This window comes from Streptomyces sp. NPDC044921 (genome assembly GCF_056432865.1).
On sequence record NZ_JBWKIF010000034.1, the window covers coordinates 18,913 to 42,318 of the forward strand.

23 protein-coding genes and 1 tRNA gene are annotated in these 23,406 nt (G+C 74.5%); 11 read left to right on the forward strand and 13 right to left on the reverse strand.

What is annotated here, in order from left to right; all coding sequences use genetic code 11:
* Nucleotides 1-34 precede the first annotated feature (34 nt).
* Entirely contained in the window at nucleotides 35-529 is a 495-nt protein-coding gene (locus AC07DA_RS34450) for a DUF3830 family protein (protein ID WP_479132168.1), read from the forward strand.
* Here AC07DA_RS34450 and AC07DA_RS34455 read toward each other — a convergent pair.
* Together AC07DA_RS34455 and AC07DA_RS34460 are read right to left on the reverse strand one after the other, a co-directional pair.
* Nucleotides 510-1,919 (reverse strand): amidase, encoded by a 1,410-nt coding sequence (locus AC07DA_RS34455; RefSeq protein WP_479132169.1) that lies wholly within the window; start codon nucleotides 1,917-1,919, stop codon nucleotides 510-512. The two genes, AC07DA_RS34450 and AC07DA_RS34455, sit on opposite strands and share 20 nt — an antisense overlap.
* Before the next feature lie 17 nt (nucleotides 1,920-1,936).
* A complete protein-coding gene (locus tag AC07DA_RS34460) occupies nucleotides 1,937-2,884 on the reverse strand; it encodes a D-2-hydroxyacid dehydrogenase (protein ID WP_479132171.1) in 948 nt (315 codons plus the stop codon).
* 194 nt (nucleotides 2,885-3,078) lie between these two features.
* Here AC07DA_RS34460 and AC07DA_RS34465 point away from each other — a divergent pair, with 194 nt between their 5' ends.
* Both AC07DA_RS34465 and AC07DA_RS34470 read left to right on the forward strand, forming a co-directional pair.
* Complete coding sequence (locus AC07DA_RS34465) at nucleotides 3,079-3,894, forward strand: maleate cis-trans isomerase family protein (RefSeq protein ID WP_479132172.1); 816 nt, start codon at nucleotides 3,079-3,081, stop codon at nucleotides 3,892-3,894.
* Nucleotides 3,891-4,622: a maleate cis-trans isomerase family protein gene (locus AC07DA_RS34470; protein ID WP_479132173.1), complete on the forward strand. Its 732-nt coding sequence runs from the start codon at nucleotides 3,891-3,893 to the stop codon at nucleotides 4,620-4,622. The genes AC07DA_RS34465 and AC07DA_RS34470 overlap by 4 nt, the downstream gene beginning before the upstream one ends.
* Nucleotides 4,623-4,963: 341 nt before the next feature.
* On the opposite strand, the gene AC07DA_RS34475 is transcribed toward AC07DA_RS34470, so the two are convergent.
* Nucleotides 4,964-5,104: a hypothetical protein gene (locus AC07DA_RS34475; RefSeq protein WP_479132174.1), complete on the reverse strand. Its 141-nt coding sequence runs from the start codon at nucleotides 5,102-5,104 to the stop codon at nucleotides 4,964-4,966.
* A 316-nt stretch (nucleotides 5,105-5,420) separates the two neighbouring features.
* On the opposite strand from AC07DA_RS34475, the gene AC07DA_RS34480 reads away from it, so the two are divergent.
* Together AC07DA_RS34480 and AC07DA_RS34485 are read left to right on the forward strand one after the other, a co-directional pair.
* Nucleotides 5,421-5,690 carry a hypothetical protein gene (locus AC07DA_RS34480; protein WP_479132175.1) on the forward strand — a complete coding sequence of 90 codons (270 nt, stop codon included), beginning with the start codon at nucleotides 5,421-5,423 and terminating at the stop codon, nucleotides 5,688-5,690.
* A gap of 97 nt (nucleotides 5,691-5,787) precedes the next feature.
* The gene (locus AC07DA_RS34485; protein WP_479132176.1) at nucleotides 5,788-6,885 is read left to right on the forward strand and encodes an LLM class flavin-dependent oxidoreductase; all 1,098 of its coding nucleotides are present in this window, start codon (nucleotides 5,788-5,790) and stop codon (nucleotides 6,883-6,885) included.
* Here AC07DA_RS34485 and AC07DA_RS34490 read toward each other — a convergent pair.
* A complete protein-coding gene (locus tag AC07DA_RS34490; RefSeq protein ID WP_479132177.1) occupies nucleotides 6,855-8,705 on the reverse strand; it encodes a putative bifunctional diguanylate cyclase/phosphodiesterase in 1,851 nt (616 codons plus the stop codon). The two genes, AC07DA_RS34485 and AC07DA_RS34490, sit on opposite strands and share 31 nt — an antisense overlap.
* 322 nt (nucleotides 8,706-9,027) lie before the next feature.
* Here AC07DA_RS34490 and AC07DA_RS34495 point away from each other — a divergent pair, with 322 nt between their 5' ends.
* Entirely contained in the window at nucleotides 9,028-10,293 is a 1,266-nt protein-coding gene (locus tag AC07DA_RS34495) for a M6 family metalloprotease domain-containing protein (protein WP_479132179.1), read from the forward strand.
* 59 nt (nucleotides 10,294-10,352) lie between these two features.
* Here AC07DA_RS34495 and AC07DA_RS34500 read toward each other — a convergent pair.
* From AC07DA_RS34500 to AC07DA_RS34530, 7 genes are all read right to left on the reverse strand, one after another.
* A tRNA-Lys gene (locus AC07DA_RS34500) sits at nucleotides 10,353-10,426 on the reverse strand.
* Entirely contained in the window at nucleotides 10,417-11,013 is a 597-nt protein-coding gene (locus AC07DA_RS34505) for a bifunctional DNA primase/polymerase (protein ID WP_479132180.1), read from the reverse strand. Before AC07DA_RS34505 ends, AC07DA_RS34500 begins: the two co-directional genes overlap by 10 nt.
* Nucleotides 11,014-11,134: 121 nt before the next feature.
* Complete coding sequence (locus AC07DA_RS34510) at nucleotides 11,135-11,503, reverse strand: hypothetical protein (protein WP_479132181.1); 369 nt, start codon at nucleotides 11,501-11,503, stop codon at nucleotides 11,135-11,137.
* Nucleotides 11,504-11,625: 122 nt separating this feature from the next.
* The gene (locus tag AC07DA_RS34515; RefSeq protein WP_479132182.1) at nucleotides 11,626-12,960 is read right to left on the reverse strand and encodes an AAA domain-containing protein; all 1,335 of its coding nucleotides are present in this window, start codon (nucleotides 12,958-12,960) and stop codon (nucleotides 11,626-11,628) included.
* Nucleotides 12,957-14,549, reverse strand: coding sequence for a hypothetical protein (locus AC07DA_RS34520; RefSeq protein ID WP_479132183.1), 1,593 nt, complete (start codon nucleotides 14,547-14,549; stop codon nucleotides 12,957-12,959). Before AC07DA_RS34520 ends, AC07DA_RS34515 begins: the two co-directional genes overlap by 4 nt.
* A complete protein-coding gene (locus AC07DA_RS34525) occupies nucleotides 14,540-15,661 on the reverse strand; it encodes a hypothetical protein (RefSeq protein ID WP_479132184.1) in 1,122 nt (373 codons plus the stop codon). Before AC07DA_RS34525 ends, AC07DA_RS34520 begins: the two co-directional genes overlap by 10 nt.
* Nucleotides 15,612-16,565 (reverse strand): phosphatase PAP2 family protein, encoded by a 954-nt coding sequence (locus AC07DA_RS34530; RefSeq protein ID WP_479132185.1) that lies wholly within the window; start codon nucleotides 16,563-16,565, stop codon nucleotides 15,612-15,614. Before AC07DA_RS34530 ends, AC07DA_RS34525 begins: the two co-directional genes overlap by 50 nt.
* 189 nt (nucleotides 16,566-16,754) lie before the next feature.
* Between AC07DA_RS34530 and AC07DA_RS34535 the strand changes: the two genes are divergently transcribed.
* Nucleotides 16,755-17,348, forward strand: a complete 594-nt coding sequence (locus AC07DA_RS34535) for a histidine phosphatase family protein (RefSeq protein WP_479132186.1) — start codon at nucleotides 16,755-16,757, stop codon at nucleotides 17,346-17,348.
* Here AC07DA_RS34535 and AC07DA_RS34540 read toward each other — a convergent pair.
* On the reverse strand, nucleotides 17,345-18,796 hold the full coding sequence (locus AC07DA_RS34540) for a hypothetical protein (RefSeq protein WP_479132187.1): 1,452 nt from the start codon (nucleotides 18,794-18,796) through the stop codon (nucleotides 17,345-17,347). The genes AC07DA_RS34535 and AC07DA_RS34540 overlap by 4 nt on opposite strands.
* A gap of 301 nt (nucleotides 18,797-19,097) precedes the next feature.
* Between AC07DA_RS34540 and AC07DA_RS34545 the strand changes: the two genes are divergently transcribed.
* Nucleotides 19,098-19,493: a hypothetical protein gene (locus tag AC07DA_RS34545; RefSeq protein WP_479132188.1), complete on the forward strand. Its 396-nt coding sequence runs from the start codon at nucleotides 19,098-19,100 to the stop codon at nucleotides 19,491-19,493.
* Between the two features lie 140 nt (nucleotides 19,494-19,633).
* Nucleotides 19,634-20,503, forward strand: coding sequence for a spermidine synthase (locus AC07DA_RS34550; RefSeq protein WP_479132189.1), 870 nt, complete (start codon nucleotides 19,634-19,636; stop codon nucleotides 20,501-20,503).
* A gap of 13 nt (nucleotides 20,504-20,516) precedes the next feature.
* Here the strand turns inward: AC07DA_RS34550 and AC07DA_RS34555 are convergent, their stop codons facing one another.
* Nucleotides 20,517-21,029: a hypothetical protein gene (locus tag AC07DA_RS34555; protein WP_479132190.1), complete on the reverse strand. Its 513-nt coding sequence runs from the start codon at nucleotides 21,027-21,029 to the stop codon at nucleotides 20,517-20,519.
* 134 nt (nucleotides 21,030-21,163) lie between these two features.
* On the opposite strand from AC07DA_RS34555, the gene AC07DA_RS34560 reads away from it, so the two are divergent.
* Both AC07DA_RS34560 and AC07DA_RS34565 read left to right on the forward strand, forming a co-directional pair.
* Nucleotides 21,164-21,868, forward strand: a complete 705-nt coding sequence (locus tag AC07DA_RS34560) for a response regulator transcription factor (RefSeq protein ID WP_479132192.1) — start codon at nucleotides 21,164-21,166, stop codon at nucleotides 21,866-21,868.
* Nucleotides 21,865-23,253, forward strand: a complete 1,389-nt coding sequence (locus AC07DA_RS34565) for a HAMP domain-containing sensor histidine kinase (protein ID WP_479132193.1) — start codon at nucleotides 21,865-21,867, stop codon at nucleotides 23,251-23,253. Before AC07DA_RS34560 ends, AC07DA_RS34565 begins: the two co-directional genes overlap by 4 nt.
* Nucleotides 23,254-23,406: the final 153 nt, after the last annotated feature.

The following is a 23,406-nucleotide window of genomic DNA, read 5'->3' on the forward strand; positions in this document are numbered from 1 at the left end:
GACCGCGGCCGACGGGGGCACTCCGATGGAGGACATGGCTGATCGCTACCTCGAAGTCTCGCTGGTCAAGCGCGGCGTGACCTGCACGGCCAGGCTGCTGGACGACCGCGCGCCGATCACCTGCGCGGCCGTCTGGGACGCCCTTCCGCTGGCCGGGGACGTCTACCACGCGAAGTACGCGCGCAACGAGATCTACGCCCTCTTCCCGCCTTTCGCCCCGGCCGAGCCACCCCTGGAGAATCCGACCGTCACCCCCATTCCCGGCGACCTGTGCTACTTCACCTTCGCCGGCGCGGAGCTGGGCACCACGTCCTACGGCTACGACCGCGAGGTCCGCGCCGGGACCACGCTCGTGGACCTGGCCCTGTTCTACGAGCGCAACAACCTGCTGCTGAACGGCGACGTCGGCTGGGTGCCCGGCATCGTCTGGGGCCAGGTCGTCGACGGCCTGGCGACCATGGCCGAGGCGTGCAACGACCTGTGGCGGTCGGGGGCGGCGGGGGAGACGCTCAGCTTCCGGAGGGCGTAGGCCGGCCGCCCGGCGCCACCCCGGCCCCGTACAGCGCGTGGGCCGCCCGCAGCACCAGGTCGTCCCGGTGCCGGGCGGCCACGAGCTGCAGCCCGACCGGCAGTCCGTCCCCGTCGAAGCCGACCGGCACGCTCGCCGCGGGCTGCTGCGTCATGTTGAACGGGTAGGTGAACGGCGTCCAGCCCGTCCAGCGCCGGTGGCCGGACCCCTTCGGCACCTCGGCGCCCGCCTCGAACGCCGTGATCGGCAGGGTGGGGGTGGCGAGCAGGTCGTAGGTGTCGTGGAAGCGGCCCATGCGGCGGCCCAGGTCCATCCGGACGTCCACCGCGGCCAGGTAGTCCAGCGCCGAGTACCGGGCGCCCCGCGCGCAGATCTCCCGCAGGCCCGGGTCCAGCGACTCCCGCTGGTGCGGGGCGAGGTGCCGCGTGACCCGCGCGGCCCCGCTGAACCACAGGGTGTGGAAGGCCCCCACCGGGTCGGTGAGGTCCGGGTCGGTCTCCGTGACGTACGCGCCGAGTTCCGCCAGCCGCTCCACCGCCCGCCGCACCGCCGCCGCCACCGCCGGGCGCACCGCCACCTGCCCGCCCAGCGTCGGGGAGTACGCCACCCGCAGCCCGCGCACCCCGCCGCCCAGGCCCTCGGTGTACGACCCGGGCGGCGGGGCCAGCGCCGACCAGTCGCGCGAGTCCGGGTGGCCGATGACGTCCAGCAGCAGGGCCGCGTCCGCCGCGTCCCGGGTCATCGGTCCGACGTGCGCCAGGGTGCCGAAGGCGCTCGCCGGGTAGAGCGGCACGCGTCCGTAGGTCGGCTTCAGGGCGAAGATCCCGCAGAACGACGCCGGGATGCGGACGCTGCCGCCGCCGTCCGTGCCCAGCGAGAGCGGCCCCGCGCCGAGCGCCACGGCCGCCGCGCTGCCGCCGCTCGAACCGCCCGCGGTGCGCGAGGGGTCGTACGGGTTGCGGGTCACGCCGCTCAGCGGCGAGTCCGTCACGCCCTTCCAGCCGTACTCGGGCGTCGTCGTCTTGCCGAGGAAGACCGCCCCGTGCTCGCGCAGCCGGGCCACGGACGGGGCGTCCTCGTCCCAGCGCCCCGCGGGGTCCACCGCCTTCGAGCCGCGCAGGGTCGGCGCCCCGCGCAGCAGCAGGATGTCCTTCACCGTGACGGGCACCCCGTCCAGCAGCCCCCGTGGCTCACCGCGCCGCCAGCGCTCCTGCGACTCCCGGGCCCGCTCCAGCGCGTCCTCGGCGGTCAGCCGCACGAAGGCGTTCACCTCCGGCTGGATCGCCTCGGCCCGCTGAAGCGCCGCCCGGGTCACCTCGACGGGAGAGAACTCGCCCGCGCGGTACCCGTCGAGCAGTCGTACGGCCGTCAGCTCGGTGAGCTCGGTCATCCACCCTCCCAGGGGCGTCAGTGTCCGGGTACGTACCCACGCTGCTTGTCGACCACGTTCCGCAACGGCTCGCCGGACGCCCACAGTTCGAACAGCTCCACGAACTGGGCGCCGAGCTCGTCGCGCCAGCCGACGGTGTCGCCGCTCATGTGCGGGGACACGATCAGGCCCGGGGCCCGCCACAACGGACTGTCCCGGGGCAGGGGTTCGCTCTCGAAGACGTCCAGGGCGGCGCCCGCGATCCAGCGTTTGTCCAGGGCCTCGGCGAGGGCGTCCTCGACGACGAGCGGGCCGCGGCCGATGTTGACGAACCGCGCGGAGGGCTGCATCACGCCGAAGCGCCGGGCGTCGAACATGCCGCGCGTCCGCTCGGTGAGGGGCGCGGCCGCGATCACCCAGTCGGCGCGGGACAGCAGCCGGTCCAGGTCCTCCGGGCCGTGCACGCCGGCGCGCGCGGCGCGGCCGACCAGCGAGGTCGTGATGTCCAGTGCCTTCAGCGTGCGGGCGATCGCCCGGCCGATCGGGCCGGACCCGACCACCACCGCCCGGCTCCCGGCGACCTTGACCGACGCGCGGTGCCGCCAGGTCCGCTCCCGCTGGAGCTCCAGGGTGCGGGGCAGGTCCTTGGCCATGGCCAGCACGAGCGCGGCGACGTACTCGGCGATCGGCTGGTCGAAGACGCCGCGGGCATTGGTCACGACCGTGTCGGAGGCGGCCAGTTCGGGACACATCAGATGGTCCACCCCGGCGCTCGCGGTGTGCACCCAGCGCGGGCGCGGGCCCTCGCCCGGCCAGGCGTCCCGGACGGCGCGCGAGGTGAAGTCCCACACCAGGAGTACGTCCGCACGCGGCAGGCGCTCCGCGAGCCCCGCCGCGTCGGTGTGCTCGATGCGCGCGCGGCCGGTGAGGCGGCCGAGACGGGGGAGGGGTTCGGCGTCCAGGACGAGCAGGGTGGGGGTGGGCATGAGCAGCCGTTTCTCCAGCCGTTCGGCGGGCCGGGGCCGTACGGGGGCCGCGGGTGACGACGAGTTGACCCGGTGTTGACCAGGGGGTGATCCGGGCGGATTGACCACGCTCGCACCCGAACCTACCGTCGTCAACACGGGCGTTCCCACGATCCGTTGCGTACTCGTCGCCCAGCGTGAGGCCGGTGCCCGCCATGGACGTCCCATTGCTCGGCGGGCCCGGCCCGCAGCGCGGGGTCGGCGTCGTCGCCCCCTTCGACTTCGCCCTGGACCGCGAACTGTGGCGCTGGGTCCCGGACGGCGTCTCCCTCCACATGACGCGCACGCCCTACGTCCCCGTCGAGGTGAGCCTCGACCTCGCCCGCCTGGTCAGCGAGCACGAGACGCTGAGCGAGGCGGTCCGCACGCTGACCGCGATCACCCCGGAGGTCGTGGCCTACGCCTGCACCTCCGGCAGTTTCGTCGGCGGCCTGATGGGCGAGCGCGCGATGTGCGAGGCGATGAGCCGGGCCGGGTCGGTCCCCGCGATCACCACCTCCGGGGCGCTGCTGGAGGCCCTGGTGGAGCTGGACGTGCGCCGGGTCGCGCTGGTCACGCCGTACACGGTCTCCGTCACGCGGTCCCTGGAGGCCTACGTCGCCCAGGCCGGCGTGACGATCTCCGGCCGCGCCTTCATGGGTCTGACCCGGCACATCTGGAAGGTCCCCTACCGGGAGGTCGTGGACATGGCCCGGCAGGCCGTCCGCGGCGACGCCGACGCGCTGTTCATCAGCTGCACCGACCTGCCCACCTACGACGTCATCCCCCCGCTGGAGGCCGAGCTGCGGATCCCGGTGATCTCGGCCAACCAAGTGACGATGTGGGCGGCGCTGCGCCGGCTGGGTACCCGTGCGGTGGGGCCGTACCAAGCGCTGGTCAATCCGGCGGCGCGTTCCGGCCCCCTACCGCCGGGGGCGGACCCCGGTCCCGTAGTGCCGGAAGAAGAGCAGCGGCAGGAAGGCTGGACATGACAGCACTGGGATTCCTCTACCCGGGCCACTCCGCCGAGGACGACTATCCGCGCATCGAGCAGTTGCTGGGCAGCGACATCCGGATGGACCTGGTGCACACCGACATCGGTGAGGACGCGCACCGGGTGGACGCGCTGCTGGAGATGGGCTCCGCCGGGCGGCTGGCGACGGGCGTGCAGGAGCTGCGGCACGCCGGTGCGGAGGCCGTGGTGTGGGCCTGCACGAGCGGCAGCTTCGTCTACGGCTGGGACGGCGCCCAGGAGCAGGTCCGCACGCTGGCCCTGACCGCCGGCATGCCCGCCTCCTCGACGTCCTTCGCGTTCGTGCACGCGGTGCGGGAGCTGGGGGTGCGGCGGGTCGCGGTCGGCGCGACCTACCCGGAGGACGTCGCGCAGCTCTTCGCGCAGTTCCTGCGCTCGGACGGCGTCGACGTCGTGTCGGTCAGCACCTCGGGCGTCGTCACGGCGGCCGAGGTGGGCAGGTGGGGCGAGCCGGAACTGCTCGCCCTGGCCCGGAATTCCGACCACCCCGACGTGGAGGCGCTCCTGCTGCCCGACACGGCCCTGCACACGGCGGCCCACATCCCGGCCCTGGAGAAGGAGCTGGGCAAGCCGGTCCTGACGGCCAACCAGGTCACGGTCTGGGAGGCCCTGCGCCTGGCGGACCGCAGGGTGAACGCGCCGGAGCTGGGCGCGCTGTTCACCCGGGAGCCGATCGTCCAGGCGTGAGCGGGCCCGCCCGGCCGGTGCGACCGCCCGACCCGGTGCGGCCCCCGGCCCGGGCGGCTCTCCGGCGCGTCCTCAGCCCCTCCGTTCGGGTGGCGGGGGCGGGGGATACGGAGGCGGTGGGACACGGGGCCGTTCCCGGGGCCGCCGGTACAGGACGGAGGGGAACACCGAGCCGACGATCCCACCCGCGGCGGCCCCGACCAGCATGGCCAGCGGGAGGTCCCAGCCGACGCCGGAGTCGAACAATTGCTGCGGCCCCGCCACCACGGCCCCGAAGGCGCCCGCCGCACAGGCGCCGCGCCGGCGGTCACCCCGGCCGCCCCGGTCCGTCCGCCCGCCCATCAGGTCCTCCCGCGGCGCCACCGCAGCACCCACAGCACGGCCCAGGCGACGAGGGCGAGCGTGAAGGCCGCGCTCACCGCCAGCCGGGCCCCCGACCACACCGTCCCGTCCGGGTCCCAGAAGGCTTCGACGGCGTTCATGCTCACGGCGATCGTGAACGTCGCCTCAAGGCATCTCGCGGCACGCCTCGTCGTGAAGTCCAAGGTGTCCTCCCAACAGCCGGTGAAAGGGCGCGGTGCCCCCGAACGGACCGTCCATGCGGCCCGGAATCGGTCCTGCCGCTTATTCGGGGCAAAGCCGGGCGTAACCGGTCCCGTGGCGTGCTGGGAGCTGAGGAATGCTCAACTCCGCCGCCCCAGGGGGCCCTTGGGTTGACCGAAAGCGCGTTCCCCTTCCCGCGTGCATTCCGTGCACACTGGCCACGTCCGCAGCCAGTCGTGCCGTGAAGGACCCCCGATGGCCGAACCGGGCCCGTTCAGATCCCCCGCAAACGCCGTCCGGCGCTGTGCCCGCCTGCTGTGCTGGAGCCTGGCCGCGGCCATGGCCAGCGCCGCCGTGGACGCCTTCGGTGATCCCCGGGCCGACTGGTGGGGCCTGGTGTGGCCCGTGCCGTGGTGGCTCTTCGGGGCGACCACCCTCGCCTGGACCGTCCTGCGGGCCCGGGAGAAGGCGGACCCCCCGCCCCCGCCCGGCTGCGCGCGCGGCGACTGGGAGCAGGCCGCCTGACCGCCCGGCCCGGACGCCCGGGCCGGGAATAACCGGAGACAGTCCCCTGTTAGAGCCGGAACGACAGCACACGGCCCACAGCAGGAGGCACCCCACCGTGGCGGCAGACGAGATACGCGGCGCAGCGCAGGGCAGCGCCCCCGTCCCCCTCTCCGTACTGGACCTGGTCACCGTGGGGGCCGGCCGCACCGCCTCCGACGCGCTGCGCACCAGCGTCGACCTGGTCCGTCTCGCGGAGCGGCGCGGCTTCCACCGCTACTGGGTCGCCGAACACCACTCCATGCCCGGCGTGGCCTCCTCGTCCCCGGCCGTGATCCTCGCCCACCTCGCCGCCCACACCGACCGCATCCGCCTCGGCTCCGGCGGCGTGATGCTGCCCAACCACGCCCCGCTGGTGATCGCCGAGCAGTTCGGCACGCTGGAGGCCATGGCCCCGGGCCGGGTCGACCTCGGCCTCGGCCGGGCGCCCGGCACGGACGGCGCCACCGCGGCCGCCCTGCGCCGCACCGACCGGCTCGACGAGAGCGCCGACGACTTCCCCCAGCAGCTCGCCGAGCTGACCCGCTTCCTCGACGACGACTTCCCCGACGGGCACCCCTACCGCCGCGTCCACGCCGTCCCCGGCCCGGTGCAGGCCACCTCGCCCGGCGGTGTCCAGTCCCGGCACCGCCCGCCGGTCTGGCTGCTCGGCTCCTCCGGCTTCAGCGCCCGCCTGGCCGGGGCGCTCGGCCTGCCGTTCGCCTTCGCCCACCACTTCTCGGCGCGGAACACCATCCCGGCCCTGGACCTGTACCGGGAGTCCTTCCAGCCGTCCGCCGTGCTCGACGCCCCCTACGCCCTCATCGGCGTCTCCGCCCTCGCCGCCGATGACGAGAGGGAGGCGCGCCGCCAGGTGCTGGCCGCCGCCCTCGGCATGGTCCGGCTGCGCACCGGCCGCCCCGGCCTCGTGCCCACCCCGGAGGAGGCCGAGGCGTACGGCTTCAGCCCCGTGGAACGGGACTTCGTCGGCTCCTGGAACGCCAACGTCGTCCACGGCACCCCGGACGAGGTCCGCTCCGCCCTGGACGACCTCGCCAAGCGCACCGGCGCCGACGAACTCATGATCACGGCCAACGCGCACGGCGGCGACGTCCGCCTGCGCAGCTACGAACTCATCGCCGGCGCCTACGGTTTGGCGACGCCCGCCTCCGCCTGAACGTCCGGCGTGCCGAGCAGCTCGGAGATGCGGTCCGGCGACACCGGGCGGGAGTACAGCCAGCCCTGTCCGGTGTCGCAGCCGATGCGCCGCAGCCGGGTCGCCTGCGCGGAGGTCTCCACGCACTCGGCCGTGACGGTCAGCCCGAGCCGGTGCGCGAGCTGGATCATCGCCTCGACCACGACCTCGTCGGCCGGGTTCGCCCGGCTCGCCGCGTCCCGGTCGTCGTACTGGAAGCCGCGCACGAAGGACCCGTCGAGCTTCAGCGCCGACACCGGCAGCCGGCTCAGGTAGGCCAGGTTCGAGTAGCCCGTGCCGAAGTCGTCGATGGCGATGCGCACGCCCATGTCGCTGAGGGCCTTCAGGGTCTGCAGCGGACGGCCCGCCGAGCCCATCACCGCGGACTCGGTCAGCTCCAGCTGCAGCAGGTGCGGCGCGAGCCCCGTCTCGGCCAGGGTCTCGGCGACGTCCGCCACCAGGTCGGAGTCCCAGATCTGACGCACCGCCACGTTCACGCTGACGAAGATCGGCGGCTCGCCGGGGTGGTCCAGCTGCCAGCGGCGGGCCTGCTCGCACGCCGTGCGCAGCACCCAGCGGCCCAGCGGGACGATCGAGCCGTCCTCCTCCGCAAGTCCGATGAACCGATTCGGCGTCAGTACGCCGAACTGAGGATGATTCCAGCGGACGAGCGCCTCGACCCCGTGCAGCCGGTCGTCCTCCATGCCGACCAGCGGCTGGTACTCCAGCCGGAACTCGTCCCGGTCGATGGCCGGCCGCAGCGTGGAGGCGAGGGCCTGGCGGGTCATGCGGTGGGCGTTGCGCTCCGGGTCGAACAGGGTCCAGCGGGCCTTGCCGTCGGCCTTGGCCCAGTAGAGCGTCGTGTCGGCGGCCTGCATCAGGGCGGTGGGGGTCGTGCCGGCCGCGTGCCGCTCGACGACCCCGATCGACGCCGACACCGACAGCCGCCGCCCGGAGAGGTCGAAGGGGTCCTGGACGGCCCGCAGCACGGCTTCGGCCAGCTCGGCCAGTTGTTCGGTGCCCGTGGAGTCCTCGACGAGGAGCGCGAACTCGTCCCCGCCCAGCCGGGCCACCAGCGGGATGCTGGCGCGGGACCGGCCGGCCTCGTTCGCGCAGCGCGTGAGCCGCTCGGCGACGGCGGCCAGCAGCCGGTCCCCGACGCGGTGGCCGAGGGTGTCGTTGATGGCCTTGAAGCCGTCCAGGTCCAGGTAGCACAGCCCGATCCGGCCCGTGCCGCTCTGCTCGTACGACTCCGCCTCCAGCGCGGCCGACAGCCGTTCGAAGAACAGTGTGCGGTTGGGCAGCCGGGTCACCGGGTCGTGCATCTGCAAGTGCCGCAGCCGGGCCTGGAGTTCCCGGCGGGCGCTGATGTCGGCGACGGACAGCAGCACGGCCCGGTCCTCGCCGGGCAGCGGGGCGACCGTGACCTGCACCCACAGCGAGTGCCCGTCGGGGTGCTTGAGGCGGCGGGTGCAGCGCAGCCGGGACTGCCGGCCACGCAGCACCTCGCGGTAGGCGTGCAGGCTGCGGGTGTCGGAGGTGAGGTCGACCAGGTCGGCGGCGACGGCCCCGGCCAGCTCGCCGGGGGCGCTGCCGAGCAGCGCGGCGAGCGCGTCGTTGGCGCTGACGACCATGCCCTCGGGGTCGACCACGGCCATGGCGAGGGGGGCGGCCGTGAAGACGGCACGGTAGGGCGGCCGTGACAGGGGCTCGGTACGGGGAGACGTGTCGATCTCACTCTCTGTGACGACCGGCCGGTCGAGGTCTGCCGCGGGCGCCGGCCCTTCGGAGGTTCCGCTCACCGCTCGCTCCCGCATGTATTCGATCTCTGTCCGTGCAGGAAAGGTCAGGAAAGTGTGCCGATCATAGAGGCTGGCCCCAGGGCCTTCCAGCCGGTGTCCAGTCTCCCCGACCAATCGGCCCTTCTGCCAGATCGTTTCTGCTCGCACCTGGGCGGCTTCTTCAGGGCCCCGACCAGTTGTGACGTTCCGTGAGTGCTCTGAGGGTGCCGGCTTCCGCATTTTTTCGGACCCTTCACCCGAGTGGTGCAGGCAAACAGGGCGCAGTACGACAAATCATCACAGGCTGGGTGCGGTGTCCCGCGAACCGTACCCGGAGGTACCCGTGCCGCGTCCGTTTCCGCGCGCCCGACTGCGCAGCACCGCGGCCGTGTTCACCACCATGTCGGCCCTCGCCGCGACGTCCCTCGGCACCGGCCCCTCGGCCGCCGACGCCGACTCGGCCGCACCCTGCGCGCTGACGCGCACCGACGCCCACCACTCGGAGGGCCTGGACACCTGGAACGCCGACTATCCGCGCCCGACCCGGGCCCTGGACGCGGTCATGGTCTTCCTGTCCTTCCCGGACGCCCATCCGCTGACCACGCCGCAGGAGCTGACCGCCGACCACTTCCCGGCGACCACCCGCTTCTTCGAACGGGCTTCCTATGGCCGGTTCACCCTGCGGCCGCACCCGCTCGGGCACTGGATCCGGATGCCGCAGCCCTCCACGGCGTACGCCATACGGCGCGACTGGAGCCCCGAGCACCGCTCCGCGTACCTGCGCGACGCCCTCGCCGTCGCGGACCCGCAGGTCGACTTCTCGCGCTACGACGTCGTGTACTTCGTCGCCGACCCGGACGCGCCGGGTGTGGACTCCGACGCGACCAAGGTCGTGAACCTCACGAGCCCGCTGCGGGCCGACGGCACCGACCTGCGCCGGGTCGTCACGGTGTTCGAGCAGCATCCGCCGGACCGGCTCGTCCTCGCCCACGAGACCGGGCACGTGTTCGACCTGCCCGACCTGTACCACCGTCCCGCCGACGGCAAGGGCGACTGGGACACGCATGTCGGCGACTGGGACCTGATGGGCAGCCAGTTCGGCCTCGCCCCGGACCTGTTCGGCTGGCACAAGTGGAAGCTGGGCTGGCTGGACGCGCGGCAGGTGCGGTGCGTCCAGGACGCCGGGCCGGCGCGGCTGACCCTGGAGCCGCTGGCCGCGGGGCCGGGCGGACCGGCGGAGGGCACCGCCGGGGCACCGGCCTTCGGGCTCGGGCGGGGCACCAAGCTCGCGGTGGTGCGCACGGGGCGGGACAGCGTGCTGGCCTTCGAGGCGCGGGGGCCGGCGGGCAACGACGCGGCCGCGTGCCGACAGGGCGTGCTGGTGTACCGGGTGCGCGGCGGGGCGCATTCCGGGGGCGGGCCGATCGAGGTGATCGACGCCCACCCGCGCACGGAGGCCTGCTGGGAGGACTCGGTCTACCCACCCCTCGCGGACGCCCCCGTCGCCCTCGGGGAGAGCTTCACGGTCCCGGGGGAGGGTGTGCGGGTGGAGGTGGAGGGACGGACGGCCACGGGCGCCTGGATCGTGAAGATCGGGGTGGGGCACTGACGCCGCCGAGGGCCACGTGAAAGGCCCCCTCGCTCTCGCGAGGGGGCCTTTCACTGTCGTGCGCCGCCAGGGACTCGAACCCCGGACCCGCTGATTAAGAGTCAGCTGCTCTAACCAACTGAGCTAGCGGCGCCTGCTGACGTCGTAGACCTTAGCACCCTGGTCGGCGGGAGGAAAAATCGAAATCCGCACGGCGGCCCGGGCCGCCCGCACCGCCGCCCACAGCAGGACCTCGGGGCCCGGAAGCCAGGGCTGACGGGTGTCCGGGGCGACGAGCCAGCGGGACCGGCGGACGCCTCCCGCCGGGGCGGGGACGGTCACGGCGTCGCCGGTGCCGTGACACAGCAGCGGGGGCACGGCGTCCGTGCGGCGGCTTCCCCGGACGCCCCCGGCGTCCCGGCCCTGCGCGCCCCACTCCTCCCACTCCAGCAACGCCGGCAACCGCTGAGCCGTGCCCGGCGCGGCGAACAGCAGCATCCGGCCGCGGTACTCCGCCACCGGGCCGGAGCCCGGCCCGTCGTCCCACAGCCGGTCGAGCATCCGCCGCCCGAACACCGCGGGCGCGCTGACCACGTCGAAGGCCGAGCCGCAGGGCAGCACGACCGGCGCGTTCGGCCGCTCCTCCCAGAGGGCGAGCGTGCTTCGCGGATACGTTCCTGCCGAGGCGAGCCAGGCGGCTCCGTCCGGGGTGACGCGGGAGGCGTTCCATGCGCTGCTCATGACTCCAGGTCTACCGGGTGTGAGCGCGCGGTTCCCGAGGGTTGCGGGAAACCGGGACAGGAAGGGGTGGGCGGGGGTATCTTGCCCGGCTGGCATATGCCGGGTGATCGGGCGGGGCGGCCTAGACCGGGTCGCCGGGCCCGCGTCCCTCGGCCCCGCCCCGCATCAGGTCCCGCCCGAACTCGACCATCTTCTTGGCGTAGTCCTCGGTCCACTCGGCCCGCTCGGCGATGTCCGCCGTCGTCAGCCGGTCGAACCGCCGCGGATCGGCCAGCTGCGCCGCCGCCATCGCCTGGAACTCCACCGCCCGGTCCGCCGCGGCCCGGAAGGCCAGCGTCAGCTCCGTGGCCCGGGACAGCAGCGCCCGGGGGTCGTCGATCGACTCGAGGTCGAAGAAGTGCTCGGGGTCCGAGGCCGCCTCCGCGGGCTCGAAGAGCAGGGGCGCGGGGCGTAGCCGCGGTTCGTTCCGACGCGGCGTGGGCTCCGCCATGTCTTCTCCTCCTCGTACGTCGCGCTGACCCTCCGGCTGGACCGGGCCACCGTCCATTGTCGCGCGGGCGCGCAAGTGGGCATCGCCGTCGTGGACGAGGACGCCCCACCACCCCCCGTCCGCTACGGCCGCCAGGACACGCGATGTTCGGCCAGGTGCGCCAGCACCGCGTGGTTGGCCTCCCAGCCGTCGGGGAACTTCACCACCGTCCCCAGCTGCACCGGCTCCGTCGACGGATAGTCGTCCAGCAGGTCGGTCACGCCCGCCCGGCACACCACCACGCAGGCGTGCCGGTGCCGGGAGGCCAGGACGCACAACCGGCCCGTCTCCAGGTGGAAGGCGGTGGCGTCCGGGCGGCCGGACAGGGGGTGGAGGACCACCGTGACGTCGTACTCGCGGCCCTGCAGCCGGTTGGCCGTGTCCACGACCACGTCGGCGACGCCGAGCTCGGCCAGCGCCGCGCGCACCGCGGCCGCCTGGTCCCGGTGCGCCGTGCCCACGGCGATCCGGTCGGCCGTCAGCGGCGAGGGGTCCGGTGAGCGCTCCGAGGTCGTCGCGCCGCCGCGGTCCAGCAGGCGGCGCACCACCGTGGCCACCGCCCGCACCGCCTCCGGGTCCGTGCGCGGGGTGTGCCGGGCGGGCAGCTCCAGCAGTCCCCAGCCCGACGCCGCCGCCTCGTCGATCACCCGGTCGGGGCCCGAGCCGTCCGACGGCACCGCGAAGGCGAGGGCGCGGTCGCCGGGGCCGGTGCCGCTGCGGAACGGCGTGTACGGGTAGAAGGCGTCCGAGACCAGGGGCGCCGCCGAGGCCGGCAGCCGCCAGGACACCGGCAGGCGGTGCTGGGGCAGGTCCGGGTTGTGCGCGAGCAGGGTCGACACCGCTGAGGCCGACGGGTCGTAGGCGAGGCCAGCCCACTGCTCGCTGCCGACGATCGCGAACGGGTCCAGCTGTCCCGGATCGCCCACGAACAGCGCCCGCTCGAACAGCCCGGCCACCGCCAGCAGCGCGTCCGAGCGCATCTGGTACGCCTCGTCGACGATCGCGTACCGCCACGGCTCGTCGGTCTTCACGTGCGCCCACTTCGCCGCCGTGGAGAGCACCACGGCCAGCCCGGCGAGGTCGGCCGCCTTCGCCGACGGGCGGACGTTGTCCAGGCCGTCGAGTGCCTTGTCGTACGGGTCGGAGTCGCTGCTGTGCAGCCGGCCCACGGGCAGTTCGGGGTTCTTCTCGGCGAGCCGCAGGACGAGGTCGTCGACCTGGGCGTTGGTCTGCGCGACCACCATCAGCGGGTGACCGGCCTCGGCCAGTTCCAGGGCCGCGCGGACCACCAGCGTCGACTTGCCCGCGCCGGGCGGGGAGTCCACGACGACGCCGCGCGCGGTGCCGTGCAGCGTGTCGTGCAGGATCGCGTCGATGGCCTGGGCCGCGGCGGCCGAGGGGTCGAACACCGTGGTCACTGCACATCCTCCTCGGTCACCGGGTCGGCGGCCTCCAGCGTCGCCTCGCCGGGCGGCCCGCCGTGCGTCCACGGGGTCTCCTCCGGGTCGGGCAGCTTGGCGCCGCCGCGCTGCTCGTGCTCGAAGAGCGTGAAGCAGACCCGGTCGCCCTTGACCGGCACCGACCCCGGTTCGGGCTCCCTGCCGCGGCCCATCTTGTCGAGGATCCGCAGCACGAGGCACGCGCCGTCCTCCTCGGCCGTCACGAACTCCGCCGACTGGGGCTTCCCGCCCAGCGACCGGTACACCTTCGTGCGCTCCCCGAGATGCGGCCGGTCGTCCGTGCGGACCGTGACCAGGGGCCGGGGGCTCGGGCGCTTGCCGTCGCTGTACGCCATCGCCACATCGGTGACCTCGCCCGCGAAGGCCTCCCCGGACAGGCGCCGGCCCGCCATCACCAGCGGGTCGTCGAGGGCCTCCTGCGCCTCCAGCCGGGCCTGCTCGCGCTCGCGGGTGGCCAGCTTGTTCGCCGCGGTGACGGCGTCGTCGCGGCGCGGCTGCGGGGGCTCGCCGGCCCGGACCCGGTCGCGGTGGCCGGTGAACGACCAGCGGTCGCGCGTCCACCGCTCCTCGACATGCGCCCCCGGGGGCAGCGCGCGCAGCAGGTCCAGGCCCCGCCAGACCGCGTCCCAGGTGGGCCGGGTGCGGCTGAGCACCAGGTCGCGGATCTCCCGCTCGGCGGCGGTCACCGCGCCCAGCCGGTCCTCGGCCTCCAGGCCGTCCTCCGCGGCGGCGAACGCCGTGCGGGCACGGTCGTAGCGCTCGATGGCCGGGGCGAGGAGCTTGTTGTCGAACGCCGGGTCGGTGGCCGGACCGGCCGGGGGACAGGTCAGCTGCCCCTGGGCGTCCCGCTCCAGCTCGGCCCGCAGCGCCGCCTCGGCGCCGGTCACGCCCTCCGGCGGGTCGATCCAGGCGAGCAGCGCCCCCAGGTGCTGGTCCTCCAGGGTGGACTGCCCGGTCGCCCAGTGCCGGCCGAGGACGTCGGTCATCGCCAGCAGCAGCGAGGAGCCGGGCACCCGGGCCCGCTCCCCGAAGTGCGTCAGCCACCGTCCGAGCAGCGGCACCCGGGGCGGCGCCGGGTACGGGGCCTCGGGATCCTGCTCGGCCGTGCGCCGGAACCGCATGGACCGCCCGAGCAGCCGCACCAGGTCGATGCCCGCCCGGCTCGGCACGAGAAGCTGCGGCGCGTCCGCGCACAGGTCCACCTCGACCTTGACCCGCTTGCCGGTCTCCGGGTCGGTCTCGGTGCGCTCGGCGGCCTCGACCACGTCCGCGTAGCCGTCGACGTACGGCAGGACCACGTCGGCCAGGTCGGCCAGGAACTGAAACCGCAGGTCCCTGTCGCGGGGCTGCGGGACGGCCAGCAGCCGCGGCGCGTCCCGGTCGGTGCCCACCAGAGCGCCGAGCGGGGCACCGGCCTCACCGGCGGTGACCAGCGGCACGAACACCAGCGGACGGTCGGACAGGTGGCGGTGGCGGACGGTGGCGGCGGGCTGGGCGCGGCCGGTGCTGACCGCCTCCAGGCGGGCCAGGGTGGAGATCAGTGACACGCCGCCTCCAGGGCCTCGGCGCGCAGGGCCGCCGCACGGCGCAGCGCCGCCACCGCCGGGTCGTCGGGGTCACCGGTCTCGCCGCGGGCCGCCGCCAGGACGTCCTCCACGGTCGTCAGACCGCCCAGCTCCGCCCGCACCGCGCGGCCCAGCGAGGTCACCGCGCCCCGCTCGCGCGAACGGGACCGGCAGTGGAAGGCCAGCTCGCACGCGGACAGGCACTCGGGCGCGTACGTCGCCGGGACCGACTCCACGGCCGCCGTCAGCTCCTCGGCCGGCAGCTCGGGCGAGAAGCACGTGCCCTCGGGGAGCGCGTCGGCGATGTCCTCGATGCGGGTCAGCCGGGCCAGCTGGCGGGCCGTCACCGCGCGCTGCTTGCGGATGTCGACGGCGGACGCGGCCGGCAGGTTGGAGAAGTCCCGGGGACAGACGAGCAGGACGCGGTGGCGCACGCGCGGGGCGGGCACCAGCCGGGCCGCGACCTCCTCCAGCGCCAGCACGTACACCGCGGCCTGCCGGGCCGCCGCCCCGACCTTGGCCGGGTCCGCCGAACCGTCCAGCAGCGGGAAGGACTTGATCTCCACGACCGTCCAGCTGCCGTCGGGGTGCACCACCACCGCGTCGGGCTCCAGGAACGCCGGGGAACCCGCGACGTCCAGGGCGAGCATCGGGTGGTCGAGCAGTGTCCACGCACCGGGGTGCGCGGCGGCCTGCCGCAGTTCCAGCGCCGTACGGGCCGTCCGCCCCTGGGGGCCGGTCGCCGTCAGGTCGGGCACGCGCGCGCCGGTGGGCGGCTCGGCGGAGCGGTCCAGCTTCTCGTGCACCAGCCGCAGCAGCTCCGCACCGCCGTCGGCCTTGACCTTCGCCTCGAAGGCGTTGCCCCGCGTGAGCGCGAACTGCGACTGCCCGAAGGCGGATGGCGCGCCGAGCGCGCTCGCCAGGGCCGTCTTGTTCACCCCGGCGCCGTCGAGGATCGCGCGCCGCGCGCAGCCGGGGTTGGCGGCCAGCGCCGCCAGGGCGCGCGCGTCCAGTGCCTTCGCGGGGACGTCCGGGCCGCGCAGCTCAGCGAGCCGGTGCCGGAGCGCCGTCCCCCGCGTCCTTGGGGGAGGCACTCGGCTCGGCCCCTGCTCCGAACCGCGACTCGCGCTGCCGTGGAATTCGCTCACCCGCGGAAGTCTGGCATCCGGCACTGACAATCGGGGAACCCGCGGCGGAAGTGACCGCCGGGACCGGTGCGACGCGCGGCACGAACCGCGCCCTGACCCGGTCGGCCGTCCGCATCACCAGCGGTGCCAGGAGCAGCCCGACGCCCATCACGGCGGCGCCCGCGACCGCGTCGAGGAAGTAGTGGTTGGCGGTGCCCATGACGACGATCGTCGTGATCAGGGGGTAGGCGACACCGGCCGCCTTCGTCAGGCGCGTACCGCCGTAGCGCCACAGGATCACGCCGCACCACAGGGCCCAGCCCACGTGCAGGCTCGGCATCGCCGCGTACTGGTTGGTCATGCCGCCCATGCCGCGCGGTGCGCTCGCGGCGCCACCCCACCAGCCGTAGGAGCTGTACTGGGCCATCGTGTCCACGAAGCCGTGGCTCGCGTCCAGGAGCCGGGGCGGGCAGGTCGGCAGCAGGGTGAAGCCGACCAGGCCGATGAGGGTGGACGTCATCAGCCAGGTGCGCGCGGCGCGGTAGCGCACGGCCCGGGAGCGGAACAGCCACACCAGCAGGGCCGGGGTCACCAGGTAGTGCAGCGACGCGTACCAGAAGTCGGCGGGTATCCCTATCCACGGCTCGCGCGTGAAGAGGCGGTTGAGCGGGTGCTCGAAGTTCAGGTACAGCGCCTTCTCGAAGCGCAGCAGGGCCAGGCCGTGGTCGACCGCCCCGGAGACGTCGCCCCGGGCGAGCAGCCGGCCCGCCGAGTAGCAGGCGTACACGAGCAGGATCAGCGGCAGCTCGGTCCACCAGCGCAGCCGCGGTGCGGGGTCCGCCTCGGTGCCCGGTGTCTCGGTGTGCGGCATCCGATGCCCTCCCCCTTCTTCTCATGCGGCGCCCGGCCGTCCGGTCGTGCCACTTTACGGCGTACGGGCTCGCCCTGGGGGCGCCCTCCGGCCCTCAAAGACGCAGAGATCGCCCCCCGGGTTGCCCGTCAGGGGGGTGCGCGATGATGGAGGAGTTCCGCTTGCGTTCTTCCTCCGGAAAGGTTCCCCATGGCTCCGCGCATCCTGCTGGCCCGCCACGGACAGACCGAGTGGTCCCTGTCCGGCAAGCACACCGGCAGGACCGACGTACCCCTCCTGGAGGAGGGCCGGCGCGGCGCCAAGCTGCTCGGGGAGCGCCTGCACCGCCCGCCGTACGACGGCCTGCCCGCGGCCGAGGTGCGCACCAGCCCGCTGGCACGCGCGCGTGAGACGTGCGAACTGGCCGGTTTCGGCGACCGCGCGCGTGCCTGGGACGCCCTGCTGGAGTGGGACTACGGGGCGTACGAGGGCATGACCCCGGCGGACATCCAGGCCGTCCGCCCCGGCTGGCTGATCTGGCGCGACGGCGTCCCCGAGGGCGAGACCCTCGCCGGGATGACGGCCCGGGCGGACGAGGTGGTCGCCTGGGCGCGCTCGGCGGACCGCGACGTCCTGGTCTTCGCCCACGGCCACATCCTGCGCTCCATCGGCGCGCGCTGGCTGGGCCTGCCGATCGACTTCGCGGCCCGCATCCGGCTGAACCCGACGTCCCTCTCCGTCCTGGGCTGGGCCTACGGCGAACCCGCGATCGAGAGCTGGAACGACCTCGGGCACCTGGCCTAGGTCGTCCGGGGCAAGGACGCGTACCGGTCCAGGAACGCCGACACGCCCGAGGCCCCGCGGTGCGGTGCCAGCACCCGCGCGGTGGCCGCCAGCATCGTCTGGACGCGGGACGACTGGACCTCCTCCAGCAGGTCCAGCACCCGCGTCCCCGCGACGGCGGCCTCGTCGGGCCGCCCGCCGCGGGCGAGGTCGTCCGCCAGCTCCGCCGTGTACAGCGCGATGTTCCGCGTGAAGTGCGGGTCCTGCAGTTCCGCCGCCCGCCGCGCGTGCCGTGCCGCCCGGGGCCAGTCGCCCAGCGTGGACCAGCACTGCGCCTCCAGACCCTCCAGCTCGGCCTCCCCGTAGAAGCTCATCCACTCGGGGTCGGCGTCCGAGGGGCCGCGCTCGAAGAAGGTCTGCGCCCGGGCCAGTGCCTGCTCGCAGGCGACGCGGTCGGCGAGGCCGGCCCAGCCGCCCGCCTCGCGCAGCGCGAGCAGCGACATCAGCCGCGCCGACCCCACGGGCCGGGCGACGCGCTGCGCTGCCTGGGCCGCCCGGACCGCCTCGCGCGGCCGGCCCGCGTCGCGCGCGAGGAACGCCGTGTTGCAGAAGGCGTGCGCCTCCAGGCCCGGATCCCCGGTCATCCGGGCGGTCGCCAGGGCCTCGGCGTAGTGGGAGCGGGCGTCGTCGAAACGCCCCGAGTCATGGGCCAGCCAGCCCACGGAGATGGCCAGTTCTCCGGCGCCCGAGCAGAGCCGGTCCGCCGTCGTCCGCCGGGTCGCCCCGGCGTCGAGCAGGGCGTAGGCGGCGCGCAGCGGGGCGGCGGCGCGGCGGTAGAGGCCGTCGGCGCCGTGCCGGTCGTCGAGCAGCCGGATCCGCCGTACGGCTTCTTCCAGCGCGCCCGCCTCGCTCGCCCCGGGGCGGCGCCCGGGGCGCTGTGCCGCCGAGGCGTCGCGGGCGAGGCCCACGGGCCCCAGTGAGGCGGCGGCCACCGTGGCGCCCCCGCCGGTCATGAATGCGCGACGTAGCACGTCGCTCTCCTCGTAGGTGTCGTGCGGATGGTGCGGGTCGTACGGGTTGTGCGTTTCATACGGCTCGCCCGCCCCGCTGGTCTCACGCGTGGCGTCCGCCGGGTTCGTGGTGCGTGTCCGGGGCGCGTCCTCGGTGTCGCGCGCCCGGCGCCCGCGTACCGACGAGCGGGGCGCGAACCCCAGGTCGGTGAGTGTGAGGCCCGGAAACATGTGCAGGAACACCCGTTCGTATGCGTAGTTGGGGCAGCGGATCTCACCCGCCTCCACCCGGCCGATGTAGCGCGCGTCACAGCTGACCCGCTCGCCGATCTCCAGGGCGGCCCGGCGGATCGCCGCGGCGAACTCGGCCGGTGAGCGCTGCCCCCGCAGCCGCCGGAAGGCGAGATTCGGCCGTGCCGGCCGATCGGGTTGGGATGAGGTCACCGCTGACGACGCCATGGCCGGGTCCTCTCGTGCGAACCGTCGAACCATGCCGGATCGGGGCCGACTTGGGACTGTTCGTCCGCATCGTCGGCCCTGTGCCCGGCGAGCAAGAACGTACCTGCTGTGTCGGAGCCCTCACGCTGGGTTTGACTACAAACCGGATATCTCATCCGTGATCCGCCATGAAGTGCCATCCTTTGCGGCTGACTTCCGCCGTAGCCGTTGACGGTCCGCCGCGTTGAACCCTGTGGACCGGGAGCAGGCCCCCGTCTCCCGACCGCTCGTCCAAGCAGGGGTTTTCGTGGTGGAGGCCGGGATGGAGACCAGCCGGATCAACGATCCTCGTACGCCGCCGAGTACGCCGGCGGCCGGTTGCGATGTGGTGACGGTGCCGGCGCGGCAGGGACTGGAGGCGGTCGACATCCTGCGGCGCGGACCGGGGGAGGCGGTGGGGTCCGTGCTGCACGACGACGGGGGCGGCACGCTCGGCTTCCTCGTGCCGCCGGGGACGGCCGCGGCCTGGGACCTGCCGGGAAGCACCTGCACGGGTACCGACGGCCGGGGACTGGCCCTGACGCCCCGGCCCCCGGTCGAGGGCTCGCACTGGCTGCTGCCGCCGGGCGAGGCACACCTCGCGACGGACCCTGCGGTACTGCGCAGGGCCCTGGGGGAGGCCGCCCGCACGATCGAGGCCGCCGACAGCTGCCGCTGAGGCGGGGCGCGAGGGCCGCGGGTGGCGAGGGACCGGATGGCGAAGGACCGGGGCGCCGACGCTGCCGGGGAGACGCGAGGGACGGCTGCCGCCGCCCGCAGCCGTACGTTCCGCTCGTCGGGCGGCCCGATAATGGCCCCATGGGAAAGTCCAGGAGCGGCCGGCGGCGGCAGGCCGACGCGGAGACCGTCGTCGAGAGCGTCGACGGCGGGCTCGCCGAGCTGATCCCCGACCGCGACCGGACCCGGGCCTGGACCCTGGTGATCGACGGAGCCCCGCAGTCGCACGTCGACCTGGACGACCCGACCCACCTGTCCTTCGAGTACCAGCGCCGCCTCGGGCACGTCATCGACCTCGTCGCCCCGCCGGGCCGGCCGGTGCACGCCGTGCACCTCGGCGGAGGCGCGTTCACGCTCGCCCGCTACGTCGCCGCCACCCGCCCCCGCTCCACCCAGCAGGTCGTCGAACGCGACGCGGCCCTGGTCCGGCTGATCCGCCGCGAGCTCCCCCTGGACCCGAACGCGCGCGTCCGCGTCCGCTCCACCGACGCCCGCGAGGGACTCGCCAAGGTGCCGGACGGCTGGGCCGACCTCGTCGTCACCGACGTCTTCAGCGGGGCGCGGACCCCGGCCCACCTGACCTCGACCGAGTTCCTCGACGACGTCCGCAGGGCCCTCAAGCCGGGCGGGGTGCACGCCGCCAACCTCGCCGACGGGCCGCCGCTGACCCACCTGCGCGGCCAGATCGCCACCGCCGCCGCCCGGTTCGAGCACCTGGCGCTGGTCGCGGACCCGACGGTGCTGCGCGGCAGACGCTTCGGCAACGCCGTGCTGGTCGCCTCCGACGCGCCGCTGCCCCTCGCCGAGCTGACCCGCCGCGCCGCCTCCGATCCGCACCCCGGCCGGGTCGAACACGGCAGGGCGCTCACCGACTTCACCGGCGGGGCCCGGCCCGTGACGGATCTGGCGGCGGTGGCCTCCCCGGCCCCGCCGGCCTCGGCGTTCCGGTGAACCCGGGCGGCACTCAGTAGGTGCCGATCTCCACACGCGGCGGCCCGTCGTGCCAGGTGCAGAACACCGACACCCGTTCCGCGCCCCGGGAGAACTCCACGCGGATCCACGACTCGGTCTTCCACACCTGCATCGACCAGCCCGCGCCGGGAGTCGCCGAGACGAGCGAGGCGGAGGCCGTCCCGAGGTCGAACACCGCCCGGCCGCCGTCGGTGTCGTAGCTCTTGACCCGGCCGGTGACGCCGGGGGAAGGGGAGGGACCGGGTTTGCGGGTGGGGGAGGGGGCCGGCCGCGCCGTCGTCGTCGGCGGCCTGGAGGGGGTCGGCTTCGCCTCGGGCGTCCGCTCCCGCGGCGGGGACGGCGGCCGCGACTTCGGCGCACTCGCCTCGGCTGCCTTGATGGGCAGGGCCCGCGGCGGGTCGTAGGCGGTGCCCGCCATCACCGTGTGGACACCCCACCACGACAGCGTGACCGCCGCGCCCGTGGCGAGCAGCCAGGCCAGTACGTGAACGAGTCCTCTGCGCATCGCGGGCCATCCTGCCTCACCGGTCCCGCGCGTTGTCCACCCACCGACCCCCGCGGGCGGCCCGGCCGTCCCCACGCCCGGAGTTGACCACAGGCCCGCACCCCGTCTGTTCGGGATGGCGTACGGTGCGGCGCATGGCAAGTGTGCTCGTGGTCGAGGACGACCCGTTCGTACGCTCGGCGCTCATCCGGCACCTGACCGACGCCTCGCACACCGTGCGCAGCGTCGGGACGGCGCTGGAAGCGCTGCGCGAGGTCGCCCATTTCCGGTTCGACGTGGTGATCCTGGACCTCGGACTGCCCGATCTCGACGGGTCCGAGGCCTTGAAGATGCTGCGCGGCATCACGGACGTGCCGGTGATCATCGCCACCGCCCGGGACGACGAGGCGGAGATCGTCCGGCTGCTCAACGCCGGGGCGGACGACTACCTCACCAAGCCCTTCTCGGTCGAGCACCTCTCGGCCCGCATGACCGCCGTGCTGCGCCGCGCCCGCTCCGGCGCCGGGGAAGCGGAGCCGTCCCCGGTGATCCGGGTCGGCGGACTGACCGTCGACCCGCTGCGCCGCCAGGCCGAGCTGGACGGCGCGCGCCTGGACCTCACCCGCCGGGAGTTCGACCTGCTCGCCTTCCTGGCCCGCCGCCCCGGAGTGGTCGTCCCGCGCAAGGAACTGCTCGCCGAGGTCTGGCAGCAGTCCTACGGTGACGACCAGACCATCGACGTCCATCTGTCCTGGCTCCGGCGGAAACTGGGCGAGACGGCCGCCAGCCCCCGCTATCTGCACACGCTGCGCGGCGTCGGGGTGAAGCTGGAACCGCCGGGGGCGGAGGCGCCGCGATGAGGTGGGCCCTGGTCAAGGTGTCGCTCGCCGTGACCACGATGGTCGTGCTCGCGTTCGCCGTGCCGCTCGGGCTCGTCATCCGCGAGATGGCCAGGGACCGCGCCTTCTCCAACGCCGAGCGGGAGGCCGCGGCCGTGGCCCCGGCCCTGTCCATCACCACCGACCGCGACCAGCTGGAGCGGGTCGTCGCCTCGGCCGGCTCCGACGCCGGGATGGCCGTGCACATACCCGCCGGTGACGGCCAGCGCGCCCTCGAACTCGGGCGGCAGCGCGCCGCCGACCGGGACATCGAGGCCGTGCGCGCACTGGGCCGCGCCTCCACCACCGGCGTCCCCGGCGGTTCCACGCTGCTCCAGCCGGTCGCGCTCAGCACCGGCGAGATCGCGGTCGTCGAGGTGTACGTACCGGAGTCCGAGGTCACCAACGGCGTGGGCACGGCCTGGGCGGTGCTCGCCGGGGTCGGGACCGCGCTGGTCGTCGGCTCCGTCGCGGTCGCCGACCGGCTCGGCGTGCGCATGGTCCTGCCCGCCCGGCGCCTGGTCGAGGGGGCGCGCGAGCTGGGCGAGGGCAAGCTCGGCGCCCGCGTCCCGGAGCAGGGCCCGAGCGAACTGCGGCTCGCGGCGGTCGCGTTCAACTCGATGGCCGACCAGGTCGTCCAACTCCTCGTCAACGAGCGGGAGCTGGCCGCCGACCTGTCCCACCGGCTGCGCACGCCCCTGACCGTGCTGCGGCTGAACACCGCCTCGCTCGGCGAGGGGCCGGCCGCGGAGCAGACCCGGAGCGCGGTCGAGCAGCTGGAGCGCGAGGTCGACACCATCATCCGTACGGCCCGGGAGGCCAAGCCGCAGACGGCGGCGGCCGGTCCGGGCGCCGGGTGCGACGCGGCCGAGGTGGTCCGGGAGCGGATGGCGTTCTGGTCCGCGCTCGCGGAGGACGAGGGCCGCAAGTGGCGGGTGGCCGGGGCCGACCGGCCGGTGCGCATCCCCGTGGCCCGCGCCGACCTGGCCGCCGCCCTGGACGCGCTGCTCGGCAACGTCTTCCGGCACACCCCGGAGGGCACGGCCTTCGCGGTCGACGTGCACAACGCCGAGGACGCGGTGATCGTCCTCGTGTCCGACGCGGGACCCGGCATACCCGACCCGGAGGCCGCCATGGCCCGCGGCCGCGGCTCCGGCAGCGACGGCTCGACCGGGCTCGGCCTGGACATCGTGCGCCGGCTCGCGGAGTCCACCGGCGGGGACGTCCGCATCGGCTCCTCGGTGCTGGGCGGGACCGAGGTGCGGATCTGGATCCAGCTGGACGGCCGGGCTCCGTCCGGCGCGGGCCACCGGCGGCTGCGGCGCCGGCGTCGCGGCAGGCCGGCCGCCGCCTTCAGGCACTCCTGAGAGGCCGCTCCACGGGTCGGTCACGTTTCTACAAATGCGCGGGACGGCTCTTGACGCATGACCGGACAGGGGCTGTTATTGCGCCACCGTGTTCGGTCAAGTTGATTTCTGGTCGATTGCGACCGGATTTCACGCCACACCCTCGTGACCGAA